Consider the following 13,683-nt stretch of genomic DNA (forward strand, 5'->3'; position numbering starts at 1 on the left):
ATGAACGAAACGGCGCCATGCAATTTGATTGTGGGCTTGCCGCCGCTATCCCGCAAGCGCTCGATGGATACCAGATGCGGCGTCAGGCCAGCGGCACGGCGGTGGTGTAGAGCACCTGCTTCAACGCAAAGCTGGACCGGATGCTTGCCACCCCGGGAATGCGCGTGATGTGTTCGACGATCAGTCGTTCCAGCGCATCGACGTCGGGCACGAGCGCGCGGATCAGGTAGTCGGCGTCGCCCGACATCAGGTAGCACTCCATGATTTCGGGCAGCACCGCGATCTCGCGTTCGAACACATCCAGCGCGGCCTTGCGTTGCTTGTCGAGCGAGATCTGAATGAAGACGTTCACCTTCAGGCCAAGCTTGCGCGCGTTCAAGAGCGTGACGCGGCGGTCGATGAGTCCTTCGGTTTCCAGGCGCCGCACTCTCGCCAGGCAAGGCGAGGCGGACAGATTCACGCGGGCGGCAAGTTCGACATTGGTGAGCCTGGCGTCGCGTTGCAGTTCGTTCAGGATGCGGATGTCGGTGGCATCCAGGTTGATTTCCGGCATAAGTCACCTCAAGACGGCGGTTTTACGGTGCAGGTGTGCCGAGTATGCCGGTAAACGACGCATAAAGCGGTCAAAAATGCTGGGGTTTACCCTGTAGACTGTTCCGTTCTTCGGCCATTTGGTCGGAATGCAGAATATTCAGCGGCAGAGCAGGGTAGTGATGAGTCAGCAAGGCAGTCTTCGCAGGTTTCTCCCGCTTGCGGGTGCGGTCGCCATCTGGGGAGGAAACTGGCCCGTGATGAAACTGGGGTTGGCCCACATGAGCCCGTTGTGGCTGGCTGCCAGCCGGTTCGGATCCGCCGCGCTCATCAGCGTGCTGGTGCTGGCCCTGCTGGGTCGCCTGCGTTTGCCGACACGCCAGGAATGGCCGCTGGTCGCGGGTGTGGCCTTGCTGCAGATGGGCGCCTTCACCGCCCTCGCGCTGTGGGCGTTGCAGTATGTGGCGCCTGGACGCGCGTCTGTCATTGCCTATGCGACGTCCATCTGGGTGATCCCGCTGTCGTCGCTGATCCTGAAAGAGCGCCTGTCGATGGGCCAATGGCTGGCGACGGCGCTGAGCTACGCGGGCATCGGCGTCATCGTGGCGCCCGCGTTCAGCCCGTGGCAGGCGCACACCGTCATCGGTCTGGTGATGCTGCTTGGCGCATCGTTCGCATGGGCCTGCAACATCATCCAGCTGCGCGCCAATCGCCACGTTCGCCTGGGCGCCGACATGATTCCCTGGCAGACCGCATTGGCCACGATACCGCTGGCCGCGTTGGCCTGGATGCGTGACGGCGCGCCGACCTTTCTGGTCGATGCGCAAGCCTGGCCGCTGATCCTCTACACCGGACCGCTTGCCACTGCGCTGACGTTCATTGTCGTGCTGAGCATGACGCAGAAGCTGCCGCCGGCCGCGACGTCCATTGCGATGCTGTGCGTGCCGGTGATCGGGCTGATCGTGTCGTCCGTCGTGTTCCACGAACGCATCTCGCCGGACCTGGCGCTTGGGCTTGCGCTGATCGCGGCCAGCGTGGCGGCCTCGGCGCTGGCCGCGCGCCTGCGGCCGTTGGCGCTGCGACCTTCATAGAAGGCTCTAGAATGGCGTGCGCCGGAAATGGTGCCGGCACGTCATGCGGAACGCGCAGCGGATATGGACTCGTTATATGTAGTGGTCGTGGTGGGCGCCATGGCCGCGGGCTTCGTGCAAGGCTTGTCCGGGTTTGGTTTCGGCATGGTTGCCATGTCGTTCTGGGCCTGGACCGTGGACCCGCGGCTGGCTGCGGCGATGGCGGTGTTTGGCGCGTTGACCGGACAGTTGCTGGCGGCTTTTACCGTGCGCCGGGGCTTTGCCGCCGCGCATCTGCTGCCATTCATCGCCGGCGGATTGCTGGGCATTCCGCTAGGCGTGAAAGTGCTGCCGCATCTGGATCCGACGGTGTTCAAGGCCTTCATCGGCGGGCTGCTCGCGATCTGGTGCCCGATCATGCTGTTTGCGGCGCGCATCCCGCGCATCACGGTAGGCGGCAAGGTTGCCGATGGCGTCGCGGGCGCGATTGGCGGGGTCATGGGCGGGCTGGGCGGGTTCACCGGGGTGATTCCGACGTTGTGGTGCACCTTGCGCGGCTTTGACCGCGACGTGCAGCGCGCGGTGATCCAGAACTTCAACTTGTCGATGCTGATGGTGACGATGGCCAGTTATGTGCTGACCGGCGTGGTCACACGCGACATGCTGCCCCTCTTTGCGCTGATCGTGCCGGCAATGCTGGTGCCGACACTCTTGGGCACGCGCGTGTATGTCGGCATCAGCGACGTGGCGTTCCGCCGCGTCGTACTGGGCCTTTTGACGGTTTCGGGCGTTGCGTTGCTGGCGTCGTCGGTGCCGCGTCTGCTTGGCTGACCATTGGCTGACACGTGCCGGACGGGCTTGACGGCCATGCTATCGTAGACAAATTCACGAGAGAACCACGCATGGCATTGCATCGTTTCGAAAAGGGCGAACTGGGACATTGGCTGCGCGTCGTGGCCGACAACAACGAGCCCGGCGCAGTCCAGACCGACGTGCCCGCAAACGTCGCGCAAGCGCTTGAGACATTGCGCTGCATTCAGGCCGGCGCAGACGGCCGCTGGGTCATCACCGACAAGGGCAGGCTCTCGCTACGCATGGAAGAGCCGGGCGCCATCCATTTGCGTTAGGCCATTTGCGGTCGTCGCACATTTGCGGCAACCGCCGGCTTACGCACCATGTCAGCGTTCGCGTGCCCAAGGCGGCAACGAAATTACCGCATGGTTGCGAATCTTTTCGCAGTATTTCGTGCGCCTCGCCGCCGCCGCTGTGCCGTCCGGCATATCCTGAGACGGAATGTGCGAATTGACATCTTTCCGTCGTATCCGGCCCAGCGTCTCGCCAGTAAGATGAACTTTGCGTGACGTCTGAAGGTCTATTGTCTTGCGCGGGAAATTTTGTCCTGTTGCACGTCACGCGTGGTTCGCGCGTTTAGGTAACCGACTGGGAGGTAGCACATGCAGCATCGTGACCAGGAAGTACTGATCGACGTTTCCACAGCGGCCATGGACACCGGCGGATATGGCGTATTGCTGACGGTTACGGCTGAGGGCGGCACCGAAGTGGATGCCGCGTTTTCCCACTTGGGCAACTGCGCTTCGTTGGACGAAGCTCGTGATCGCGCGGAAATCTTCGCGCAAAACTGGGTAGAGGAAAATATCTTCCGATAGGGCTTGCACCCTGGACGGAGCTGATCGGCACGACCGGTCTGTGTGTGCATGAGCACGTGGCGGATTCCTGCGAGATGGCGACGACGATTTCGGTTATCGTTGCTGCTCCAAAACCTGGGGCCCTCGTCGGGTTTGCGCCGTTCCAAGATGACTGCCGCACAGACCAATTCCTTTCTTGCGGATGATATCCGCGCGCTGCGGGCGCATTTTGATTCTGTCGTGTTGCCCATGTGGTTGGACCGCGGCTTCAACGACGCGCTCGGACTGCCTTACGAATCCTTGGACGCCGCCAGCGGTGAACCGCTGCCCGTGACGCGTTATCGCGCCATGGCGTGCGCGCGCCAGCTTTATGTTTTTGCGCAGGCGCCTGGCGAGGCGGCCGCGCAGCACGCTGATCGCCTCTTCGAATCTCTGCGTCGTGTTTTTCAGGACGAGCATGGGGGTTGGCGCTATAGCGTCGACGCGCAGGCTCGGCCGCTGGATGACACCCAGGACCTGTACACGCACGCGTTCATCGTGTTGGCCGCGTCGGCGTATTTCCAGCGCAGCCGCAATGCGCAGGCGCGCAAGCTGATGCTGGCCACGGCGCGCACGATCGAGGCGCGTTTCAAGACCACGGATTCGCTGTACCACGCGGCGCTGAGCGCGGACTTTTCCCAACCTTTGAAGCCGCCGGCGCAAAACCCCATGATGCACCTGACCGAAGCCTATCTGGCGGCGGCGCAGGTTGCCGAACCGGCGGGGTTTGCACAGCATCTGCGCGAGCTTGCGCAAGGCGTCAGCCAGTTTTTCGTCCACGCGCCCACGCAATGCGTGTCCGAGGCGTTGCAGGGCAGCGTGGGCAACCGGCTGGAGCCGGGTCATCAATTTGAATGGCTGTCCCTCGTGCACGAATCGGCGCAGGTGTTCGAAGGCCTGGATCTCGCTGAAACATTGCCGCGCGCCGTGCAATGGTCACGCGCCCATGGCGTGGATGCCGCGGGGGTGATCGCGTCGCTGGATGAATCGGGGGCCGTGGCGGACGATACGCGCCGGATCTGGGCGCAGACGGAATACCTGAGGGTCTTGGCCGTGATGGGCGATCTGCCGGCCCTGCAAACGGCCCTGGCAAGCTTTCGCGAGCGGTTTCTGCATCCGGGCGGCTGGCACGAATGCCTGGATGCGAAGGGCAACGTGACGCGGGCCGACATGCCGTCGACCTCGCCTTATCACTTGGCGACCTGCCTGACCGCGTTACAAAACGTTGTATCCTAATCACGTTAACAATTTTTATTCCCAAGTTCAGGGCGAATTAATAGAAAGACATTGGTGAAATCCCTTACAATTTGCTAACACTGTTTGTGGGGAAGCATCAATGAGCGTTATGTGCTTGGCTTGCCAACGCATTAATCCAGGCCTTGCCGGTGTTGCGCCGCATTCGCACCTGGGACATCAAGGATTTACCAACCCAACGCAGAAGGGCCGGGAGGAAAGCCGCGAAGACCACTTCCGCTGCCTGAATTGCGGCGCGAAATGGCTGCGCGAGACCGACAAGTGGGGCGTGGACCTGGGCTTCAAGCTCGCGCCCTGACCGGATCCGCCGGCAGCTCGTACGACACGGGCCCCTTTATGGGGCCCGTTGCTTTTGGTTGCATGCGCGGGCATTCCCCGCACCATGGCGCTTGAGTCTCAGGCGGGAGCGCCGGTCGCCATGACGTCAGGATCCAGGCTGGCGGTTTCCAGCAGCCATTGGCGGAAACACGCCAGGGCGTAGTGGTCGCGCCGCTGCGCGGGCGCGCAGAGGTGGTAGCCGCGGTCGATACGGATGGCCAGTTCCGGGAAGGGGGCGGCGACGCGGCCGGCCTGCAGTTCGTCTCGGACCAGGCAGCGTTGCAACACAGCGATGCCCATGTCGGCCATGACCGCACGGATCAGGATCGATACCTGATCGAACCCGTTCGACAACGTGACGCTGGCGCGAGGCACGCCGGCCGCGGCGAACCATTGGCCCCAGTTTTCCCGGCCGTTGGTGTGATACAGCAGGGGCTCGCCCAACAAGCCCTGCGGCGTGCTCCACAGGTCCTTGGCCTGGCGTGCCGCCAGCCGCCCCGGGTGGCAGATCACGACCATTTCGCGGCCGATGACGTAGTCCGCGTGCCAGCCCGGCCACTGGGCCGGCGTGCCCGACAGAATGCTCGCATCCGGCGTGGCGCCCGAGAAGTCTTCGTTGCGGCGGTAGGCCGAGAAGCCGAGCTGTATGTCCGGGTGGCGCTGGTGGAAGTCCGGCAGACGCGGCACGAGCCACGCGCTGGCCAGCGTGGGCACCGAGGATAGGGTCAGGCGCAGCCGGCGGTCGTCAGCGCGCAATTCCGTGCTGAGCGCTTCGATCGCATGCAAAGGCGCCTGTGCGCCGTCGTACAGCTTGCGGCCGGTCTCGGTCAGCGTGAGGCCGTGGGCATTGCGGTGCATGAGCGGCTGGCCGAAGTGCGCCTCCAGGCGCGAGATGGCGCGGCTGATGGCGCCCTGGGTCACGCACAGCACCTCTGCTGCCTGGGTGAAGCTGCCCAGCCGGGCCGCGGTCACGAAGGCATGCAGCTCGGACATCGAGGGCGAATGCAGGCGCATCTAGCATGACCTTTGGTAATGAAGGAGTGCAATATAGTCGTTTGAAAGGGGATCGTAAAGTTTGGACACTGGCGGCCTTCAGCACTACAACCCAGGAGTCGCCTCATGTCCCGCCGTCTTTTTGGCCGGTCCGCGCGCTTTGCGCTCGCCGGCATGTTTGCCATGTTGTCCTTTGCCGGCATGTCGCATGCCGCCGACTATCCCGCGCGTCCGATCAAGCTGGTGGTGCCGTTTGCCGCGGGCGGGTCGACCGACATCGTGGCGCGGCTTGTGGCCGAGTACGCGGGCCGCGACCTGAAGCAGACCATCGTCGTCGAGAACAAGGCGGGCGCCGGCGGATCGCTGGGCATGGAACAGGTGGCCCGGTCCACGCCGGACGGCTACACGATCGGCATGGCGACCATGAGCACGCACGGGTCGAATCCGGCGGTGTTCCGCAAGATGAACTACGACCCGGTCAAGGATTTCGTGCCGGTGGCCAACGTGCTGGCCGTGCCCAGCATCTTTGCGATCAACCCCAATGTCCCGGCCAAGAACATGGCCGAATTCGTCGCGCTGGCCAAGGGCGCGCCCGAGCGCTACAGCTTCGCGTCGCCGGGCGTGGGTTCGCTGGGGCACGTGAACATCGAGAATTTCATGATGCTGTCCGGCATCAAGCTGCTGCACGTGCCGTACCGTGGCGCGGGGCCGGCGTTGAACGATGTGATGGGCGGGCAGGTGGATGCGATCACGGACAACCTGTCGTCGACGCTGCCGCAGGTGCTGGGCGGCAAGCTGCGTCCGCTGGCGGTGCTGGGCGCCGAGCGCTCGCCGCTGCTGCCCGACGTGCCCACCTACATCGAGCTGGGCTATCCCGACATGGGCACCGGCGGCTGGTTCGGGCTGGTCGCGCCGGCGGGCACGCCGCAGGCCGTGGTGGAGCGCCTGAACAAGGCCGTCCGCGCAGCGATGGAAGATCCGGAATTCCGCAAGAAGGCCGAAGACGTGGGTGGTACGCTGATGCCCACGACGCCGCAAGAATTCCAGGTGCAGATCGACCAGGCCCTGGCCCGCTACGCAAAAGTGGCCAAGACCGCCAACATCCAGGCTGATTGAACGATGACGACCGCCGACTTCCCCGCTGTTTCCGTGCATGAACCCACCGGGCCCGCGTTGCCGCTGGTCTGTGATTCGCCGCATAGCGGCGAGCGCTATCCCGATGACTTCGGGGCCTCGGCCACGCTGGCGCAATTGCGCCAGGGCGAGGACACGCACGTGGACGCGTTGTGGTCGGCGGCGCCCGCGCTGGGCGCCACGCTGGTCGCGGCCAATTTTCCGCGCGTCTACATCGACCCGAACCGCACCTTGCAGGATCTGGATCCGGAGCTGCTGGCCGAGCCCTGGCCCGAGCCGCTGGACCCCGGCGAAAAGACGCGCCTGGGCAAGGGCCTGATCTGGCGCCGGATGGACAAGGCCACGCCGATCTACGACCGCAAGCTGACGCTGGCGCAGGTGCGGCATCGCATCCAGGCGTACTACGAGCCTTATCACGCGGCCTTGGCCACGGCGATCCGGCACGTCCACGAGCGCTTCGGCGCGGTATGGCACCTGAATCTGCATTCGATGCCGAACGACGCCTACGAGCGGCTGGGACGCCAGAGCGAACATCCGCTTGCCGACTTTGTGCTGGGCGACCGGGACGGCACGACGTGCGAGCCGGAGTTCATTGCGCTCATCGAGACGGCGCTGCGCGACAAGGGCTACACGGTGGCGCGCAACGACCCGTACAAGGGCGTGCAGCTCATCGCGCAGATAGGCCAGCCCGCGCTGAACCGGCACAGCCTGCAGGTTGAGATCCGCCGTCCGCTCTACATGGACGAAGCCACGCGCGAACGCAACGCGGGTTTTGACGCGTTGCGCGAGGATCTGTCGCATGTGCTGGAACAGGTGGCGGCCTATGTGCGCGTGCGCGCGCAAGTGGTCACGTCGACAAAATAGAGTCGTTTGAATAACCGGCGCGCAGGGCGGAATGCCGCGCTGGTCCCGGCTTAAGTTTTCTTGGGGCAAGCCGTTGTGAACGTGTCGGCGCGCCCGCTCGATCGCGCCCAAGGAAACCGCAATGTCCGAGAAGATCATCGATGGATTTTCAGTGGTCGCCTATGCGACCCAGCCCGAGGGGCGCATCCCCGCGCGCGCGTTTCTGGAGACGCGGCGCCTGCCCGTGAAGGCCGCCGAAGCGCCTGCGCCTGCCGATGACGCCGGGCCTGGCGCCGAAGCGGCTGCGCCCGAGCCGGAGAGCCAGGCCTTCGAGATATTCCTTTCGCGGCGCTTTCGCAGCACGATCGAGGCCATGTCGGCGGCGCGCAATGCGCTGGACCGGGTGAAGTCCGTGGATGCGGACGGCGTGCCGGACCCGTTGCCCGAGTAGGGCGCCGTCAGGCGGGTCAGGTCAGGGTGCTGCGCATGAGGATGTCGATCAGCGCGCGGGTGGGTTTGCCCGGCGCCGGGGCCGAGATCACGATGAACTCCACCGGCGGCAACGCGGGCAGGTTGGCCGCGCCCGCGGGCGCCGACAGGCCGGCGGTGGACAGGTGCGAGGGTTGGACGGTGATGCCCAATCCTGCGCGCGCGGCCGCCTGGCAGCCTGCGTAGCTGGTGCTGGTGCAGACGATTTGCCAGCTTCGTCCGGCGCGCGCCAGCGCGTCCAGCGTCAGCGTGCGTGTGACGCTGGGTTCGCGCAGCAGGATCAGCGGAAGCGGTTCGTCGGACACGATCCGCAAGCCTTCCTTGGCGCGCCACAGCAGCGCCTCTTTGTGCAGCGTCTGGCCGCGGCGGTCGCCACGCCGGCGCTTGCCGATCATCACATCCAGGCGGTTGTCGTCCAGCAGCTTGTAGAGCTCGCTGGTGACGCCGATGGTCAGGTCCAGCTCCACTTCGGGATGCGCAAGCCGGAACGCCGCCAGGACGTCGGGTAGGGGACCCATCGCCAGATCGTCCGAGGTGCCCAGCCGGATCCGGCCGCGCAGCCGTGGCGCATCGAACAGGCGTTCGGCTTTTTCGTGGGCGGCCAGGATGATTTCGGCATGCACGAGCAGGCTGCGGCCATCGCTGGTCAGGGCGAGCGAATGCGTGTCGCGCTGGAACAGCCGCCGATTCACGGCCGATTCGAGCTGCCGGATGTGTTCGCTGACGGTGGGCTGGGTCAGGCCCAGCCGGCGCGCGGCCTCGGTGAAGCTTGGCGCGCCGGCGGCGGCCGCGAAGGTCTTGAGCCACAGGGGATTGAGCATGGGCGCGGTCTGGTCATAGGAAATGCCGATGACAGTTAAAGTACCCAGTGGCCTTCACGATGGCAAGGGGCGCGCCTATAGTGGGCGCATTTTCTTCGACACGTCTCTGCCATGCGCCGCTTTCTGCCCGACCAATTCACGCTCATCCTGATCGCCACCGTGGCGTTCGCCAGCTTTTTCCCGGCGGTGGGCAAGGGCGCGACGTTCATGATGGTGGCCAGCAATGTGGCGATTTCGCTGCTGTTCTTCCTGCACGGAGCGCGGCTGTCCACGGACGCCATCGTGTCCGGCGTGAAGGACGTGCGCCTGCACGGGCTGATCCTGGCCTGCACCTTCCTGCTGTTTCCCGCCTTGGGGCTGGGCCTGCGCGCCCTGTTTCCCGGGCTGCTGACGCCGTCGCTGTGGCTGGGCGTGCTGTTCGTCTGCACGCTGTCTTCCACCGTGCAGTCCTCGATTGCGTTCACGTCGATGGCGCGGGGCAACGTGCCGGGTGCGATCTGCGCGGCGACGGCCTCCAACCTGTTGGGCACCGTGCTGACGCCGCTGCTGGTGGCCGTTTTGCTGCATCGCCAGGGCGGCGGGCATGGTCTGGCCGACGCCGGCCGCATCCTGTTGCAGCTGTTGCTGCCGTTCGCGGTGGGCAGTCTGCTGCGGCCGTGGATCGGGGCGTGGGCGCTGCGCAACAGCCGCACGCTGTCCAAGGTCGACCGCAGCTCGATCCTGCTGGCCGTCTACACCGCGTTCAGCGAAGCCGTCGCGCAAGGCATCTGGCACGCGTTTCCGGCCATCGACCTGGCCACGATGGTGCTGGTGAACGCCTTGCTGCTGGGATCGGTGCTGGTGATCACGACGTGGGGCAGCCGCAAGCTGGGGATGACCAAGGAGAACGAGATCACGCTGGTGTTTTGCGGATCGAAGAAGTCGCTGGCGTCGGGCATTCCGCTTGCGACGGTGCTGTTCGGCACGTCGCAGATGGGCGTGGTGGTGTTGCCGCTGATGATCTTTCACCAGATGCAGCTGATGGTCTGCGCGGTGCTGGCGCGGCGCTATGCCGAGCGCGAGGAACCGGCGGCGGCGGTGCCGGCCCGGGCGTAAGGCCCCGCGCGGCGCGCCGCCGGCCGATGGGGTCAGGCGGCTGCGTCCAGCGGCTGGATCTTGCCGGCGGGCTGCCAGAAGACGCTGCCGTCGCGCTCGGTGACGGCCAGCGTGGTCAGGCGTCCGTTCTTGCAGGGCCCGCCCACGCAAACGCCCGTGTCGGGCTGGTAGGTGGCGCCGTGGCGGGCGCACATGATGAGGTCGCCCGCGCGGGTGAAGAAGCTGCCTTCCCAATCGAGCTCCACGCCGATGTGGGCGCAGCGGTTCAGGTAGCCGTGCACCTGATCCTGGTAGCGCACGAAGAAGGCGGTGGTGCGGCCCGCGCCATCGGTCACGGGCACCTTCACGCCCAGGCCGCCGTTGACCAGGTCGCCGGCGGCGCAGACGAGCACTTCGGGAAGGGTGGGGGAATCCTGCATGGGAGGCCTGGCTATCAAAGGGTGCGATGTTCGGACAGGGGGCGCGGCTTGTCAATCCGCGGGCGCGGACCGTGCGCTCTCCTGCTGGCGGGTCCACTTGCCGGCGTAGATGCCGCCTTGGGCGAGCAGTTGCGGATGACGGCCGCGCTCGACGATGCGGCCGTCTGCCAGCACGATGATCTCGTCCGCGTCGGCCACCGTGGACAGGCGGTGCGCAATGATCAGCGTACTGCGGCCCTGGCTGACCTCGCGCAGGTTGGCCTGGATCTCGCGTTCGGTATGGGTGTCCAGGGCGCTGGTGGCTTCGTCGAACAGGAAGATGGCCGGATTCTTGAGGATGGTGCGGGCAATCGCGACGCGTTGCTTTTCGCCGCCTGACAGCTTCAAGCCGCGCTCGCCCACCAGGGTGTCGTAGCCGTCCGGCATGGTCAGGATGAGGTCGTGAATGTGCGCCAGGCGCGCGGCGGCCTCGATTTCCGCTTCCGTGGCGCCGGGCCGCCCGTAGCCGATGTTGTAGCGGATAGTGTCGTTGAACAGCACGGTGTCCTGCGGCACGACGCCAATCGCGGCGCGCACGCTGGCCTGCGTGACGTCGCGCACGTCCTGGCCGTCGATCAGGATGGCGCCGCTGTCCGCGTCATAGAAGCGGAACAGCAGGCGCGCGATCGTGGACTTGCCGGCGCCCGAGGTGCCGACCACGGCCACTGTTTTGCCGGCGGGAATGGAAAAGCTGACGCCCTTCAGGATGGCGCGGCGCGGGTCGTAGCCGAAATGCACGTCGCGGAATTCGACGGCGCCGCCCGAGACCTGCAGCGGCGTGGCGCCCGGGCGGTCGGCCACTTCGCGGTCCTGGCCCAGCAGCTCGAACATGCGCTCCATGTCGATCAGCGCCTGCTTGATTTCGCGGTAGATGAAGCCGAAGAAACTAAGCGGCGTGTAGAGCTGCAACAGATAGGTGTTGACCAGCACGAAGTCGCCCAGCGTGTAGCGGCCCTCGGCGATGCCGTTGGCCGCCATCCACATCACGAGCGTCAGCCCCACGGAGATGATGGCGGCCTGGCCCACGTTCAGGATCGACAGGCTGACCTGGCTGCGCACGGCGGCGCGTTCGTAGCGGGTGAGCGACGCGTCGTAGCGCCGGGCCTCGTGCTCTTCGTTGCCGAAATACTTGACCGTTTCGTAGTTCAGCAGGCTTTCGATGGCCTTGGTGTTGGCCTCGGAGTCGGTTTCGTTCATCTGGCGCCGGAACTTGGTGCGCCATTCGGTCACAGCCAGGGTGTAGGCCATGTAGAGGACGACCGTGGCGCCCGTGGCCAGCGCCAGCCAGCCGTCGAACATCTTCCACAGCACGACGCAGACGAGGCTGATTTCGAAGAACGTGGGCAGGATGTTGAACAGCAGGAACGACAGCAGCGTCTGGATGCCCTTGGTGCCGCGTTCGATGGCGCGGTTCAGCCCGCCGGTCTGGCGCGCCAGGTGAAAGCGCAGCGCCAGGCTGTGCAGGTGACGGAAGATCTGCAGGCCGACGGAACGGATCGCATGCTGGCCGACCCGCGCGAAGATCGCGTCGCGCAGTTCGGAGAACAGCAGCGACAGAACGCGCGCGGTGCCGTAGGCCAGGATCAGCCCGAGCGGCACGGTCACCGTGCCGGGCGCGCCCTTGCCCAGCTCGTCCACCGCCTGCTTGTACAGCAGGGGCACGTAGACGGTCGCGGCCTTGGCGGCAAACAGGCACAGCAGTGCCGCCACCACGCGCAGCTTCAGGCCGGTCTTGCCGGGCGGCCACAGGTAGGGAAAGAGGGTGCGAAGCGTGGCAAGACCGCCGCCCTTGCCGGGCCGCGTTTCAGGAGGATTCATGGGTCGGGATGCCGTGGTTGAGGCGGGCTCCACCAGGGGAGTTAAGCCGTTTGCAGGGCATTATGGGGCACCAGCGGTACTATTTGAGGCAGAACCCCTGGGCACGGGTGCACCTTAACCGGGGGCGTCAAGGCGGTATCGCGACACGGGCGCAGCGCGTCGGGCCCGTTTCTTTCTCTTCCAACCGGGGGGCCGGCCGGCTGCTCCCCTGGTTGCGCGACCGGGCGCGTTTTCGCCGCGCCGCGGTGGCGTTGCATGCTATGGAGGGTCTTATGGCGAAGGTACCCGCAGTGAAATTGAACGACGGAGGCAAGATTCCGCAGTTGGGCCTGGGCGTGTGGCAGGTGCCTGACGATCAGGCGGCCTCCAGCGTGAAGGAAGCGCTGGCGGCAGGTTACCGGTCGGTGGATACGGCAGCCATCTATGGCAACGAGGCGGGCGTGGGTGTGGGATTGCGGTCAGCCGGCGTGGCGCGCAAGGACCTGTTCATCACGACCAAGCTGTGGAACGACAGGCATGGCTACGACGACGCGCACAAGGCGATGGACGAAAGCCTGGAGAAGCTGGGCCTGGCGTACGTGGACCTGTACCTGATTCACTGGCCGGTGGCCGGCAGCGAGAAGTTCCTGGACGCCTGGCGGGCCATGATCGAGATGAAGGAAGATGGCCGCGCGCGATCGATCGGCGTGTCGAACTTCACGCAAGCGAATCTGGAACGGCTGATCGACGCTTCCGGCGTCACGCCCGCCGTCAACCAGATCGAGCTGCATCCCGGATTTACGCAGGCGGCGCTGCGGGCCTTCCATGCCCGCCATGGCATCGTCACCGAATCCTGGAGCCCGCTTGCGCAGGGCAACATCACGAAGGAAAAGGTGATCCTGGATCTGGCGCAAAAGCACGGCAAGTCGCCGGCCCAGGTGACGCTGCGCTGGCATCTGCAGCACGACCTGGTCGTGATTCCGAAGTCCATCACGCCGGCGCGGATCCGCGAAAACATCGACGTCTTCGACTTCGAACTGTCGCCGGCCGAGATGGCGGCCATCGACGGCATCAAGGAAGGCCCGCGGCTGGGGCCGGACCCCGAGAAGTTCGCGTAACGAGCGGCAGCGGGCACGGCGGGCGCGGCGAGCGGGGCCGCGCGGCAGTCCTGGGCCGCCCGATTGCGCCGGCAAGC

General features: G+C 65.6%; 16 protein-coding genes. 11 read left to right on the top strand and 5 right to left on the bottom strand.

The features are described 5' to 3' along the window. Positions 1-82: 82 nt before the first annotated feature. Positions 83-553 carry an Lrp/AsnC family transcriptional regulator gene (locus KVT32_RS06160; protein ID WP_006226939.1) on the bottom strand — a complete coding sequence of 157 codons (471 nt, stop codon included), beginning with the start codon at positions 551-553 and terminating at the stop codon, positions 83-85. 160 nt (positions 554-713) lie between these two features. On the opposite strand from KVT32_RS06160, the gene KVT32_RS06165 reads away from it, so the two are divergent. The 6 genes from KVT32_RS06165 to KVT32_RS32595 all read left to right on the top strand — a co-directional run bounded on the left by KVT32_RS06165 (position 714) and on the right by KVT32_RS32595 (position 4,838). Then, entirely contained in the window at positions 714-1,622 is a 909-nt protein-coding gene (locus KVT32_RS06165) for a DMT family transporter (RefSeq protein ID WP_217617828.1), read from the top strand. Between the two features lie 63 nt (positions 1,623-1,685). Continuing rightward, the gene (locus tag KVT32_RS06170) at positions 1,686-2,432 is read left to right on the top strand and encodes a sulfite exporter TauE/SafE family protein (RefSeq protein WP_063954780.1); all 747 of its coding nucleotides are present in this window, start codon (positions 1,686-1,688) and stop codon (positions 2,430-2,432) included. A 71-nt stretch (positions 2,433-2,503) separates the two neighbouring features. Then, entirely contained in the window at positions 2,504-2,728 is a 225-nt protein-coding gene (locus tag KVT32_RS06175; RefSeq protein WP_056315937.1) for a hypothetical protein, read from the top strand. Positions 2,729-3,055: 327 nt separating this feature from the next. Then, complete coding sequence (locus tag KVT32_RS06180; RefSeq protein ID WP_006218759.1) at positions 3,056-3,268, top strand: hypothetical protein; 213 nt, start codon at positions 3,056-3,058, stop codon at positions 3,266-3,268. Between the two features lie 147 nt (positions 3,269-3,415). After that, complete coding sequence (locus KVT32_RS06185) at positions 3,416-4,522, top strand: AGE family epimerase/isomerase (protein WP_217617829.1); 1,107 nt, start codon at positions 3,416-3,418, stop codon at positions 4,520-4,522. A gap of 100 nt (positions 4,523-4,622) precedes the next feature. Continuing rightward, positions 4,623-4,838, top strand: a complete 216-nt coding sequence (locus KVT32_RS32595; RefSeq protein WP_006388022.1) for a hypothetical protein — start codon at positions 4,623-4,625, stop codon at positions 4,836-4,838. Positions 4,839-4,936: 98 nt separating this feature from the next. On the opposite strand, the gene KVT32_RS06190 is transcribed toward KVT32_RS32595, so the two are convergent. Further along, positions 4,937-5,872: a LysR substrate-binding domain-containing protein gene (locus KVT32_RS06190; RefSeq protein WP_217617830.1), complete on the bottom strand. Its 936-nt coding sequence runs from the start codon at positions 5,870-5,872 to the stop codon at positions 4,937-4,939. Positions 5,873-5,977: 105 nt separating this feature from the next. Between KVT32_RS06190 and KVT32_RS06195 the strand changes: the two genes are divergently transcribed. The 3 genes from KVT32_RS06195 to KVT32_RS06205 all read left to right on the top strand — a co-directional run bounded on the left by KVT32_RS06195 (position 5,978) and on the right by KVT32_RS06205 (position 8,279). Beyond that, a complete protein-coding gene (locus tag KVT32_RS06195) occupies positions 5,978-6,967 on the top strand; it encodes a tripartite tricarboxylate transporter substrate binding protein (RefSeq protein WP_217617831.1) in 990 nt (329 codons plus the stop codon). A gap of 3 nt (positions 6,968-6,970) precedes the next feature. Next, a complete protein-coding gene (locus tag KVT32_RS06200; RefSeq protein ID WP_217617832.1) occupies positions 6,971-7,849 on the top strand; it encodes an N-formylglutamate amidohydrolase in 879 nt (292 codons plus the stop codon). 121 nt (positions 7,850-7,970) lie between these two features. Continuing rightward, positions 7,971-8,279 carry a hypothetical protein gene (locus KVT32_RS06205; protein ID WP_217617833.1) on the top strand — a complete coding sequence of 103 codons (309 nt, stop codon included), beginning with the start codon at positions 7,971-7,973 and terminating at the stop codon, positions 8,277-8,279. Positions 8,280-8,295: 16 nt separating this feature from the next. Here KVT32_RS06205 and KVT32_RS06210 read toward each other — a convergent pair whose 3' ends face one another. Next, positions 8,296-9,138 carry a LysR family transcriptional regulator gene (locus KVT32_RS06210; protein ID WP_062841866.1) on the bottom strand — a complete coding sequence of 281 codons (843 nt, stop codon included), beginning with the start codon at positions 9,136-9,138 and terminating at the stop codon, positions 8,296-8,298. A 111-nt stretch (positions 9,139-9,249) separates the two neighbouring features. Between KVT32_RS06210 and KVT32_RS06215 the strand changes: the two genes are divergently transcribed. Then, a complete protein-coding gene (locus KVT32_RS06215) occupies positions 9,250-10,233 on the top strand; it encodes a bile acid:sodium symporter family protein (protein ID WP_056315950.1) in 984 nt (327 codons plus the stop codon). A gap of 32 nt (positions 10,234-10,265) precedes the next feature. Here KVT32_RS06215 and KVT32_RS06220 read toward each other — a convergent pair whose 3' ends face one another. Together KVT32_RS06220 and KVT32_RS06225 are read right to left on the bottom strand one after the other, a co-directional pair. After that, positions 10,266-10,652 carry a Rieske 2Fe-2S domain-containing protein gene (locus KVT32_RS06220; RefSeq protein WP_175156695.1) on the bottom strand — a complete coding sequence of 129 codons (387 nt, stop codon included), beginning with the start codon at positions 10,650-10,652 and terminating at the stop codon, positions 10,266-10,268. A 51-nt stretch (positions 10,653-10,703) separates the two neighbouring features. Then, positions 10,704-12,509 carry an ABC transporter ATP-binding protein/permease gene (locus tag KVT32_RS06225; protein WP_217617834.1) on the bottom strand — a complete coding sequence of 602 codons (1,806 nt, stop codon included), beginning with the start codon at positions 12,507-12,509 and terminating at the stop codon, positions 10,704-10,706. A 272-nt stretch (positions 12,510-12,781) separates the two neighbouring features. On the opposite strand from KVT32_RS06225, the gene KVT32_RS06230 reads away from it, so the two are divergent. Next, the gene (locus KVT32_RS06230; protein ID WP_175156697.1) at positions 12,782-13,606 is read left to right on the top strand and encodes an aldo/keto reductase; all 825 of its coding nucleotides are present in this window, start codon (positions 12,782-12,784) and stop codon (positions 13,604-13,606) included. The last annotated feature ends 77 nt before the right edge of the window (positions 13,607-13,683 follow it).

Source organism: Achromobacter sp. GbtcB20, assembly GCF_019091095.1.
In the GTDB taxonomy this organism is placed as follows: Bacteria; Pseudomonadota; Gammaproteobacteria; order Burkholderiales; family Burkholderiaceae_B; genus Achromobacter; species Achromobacter mucicolens.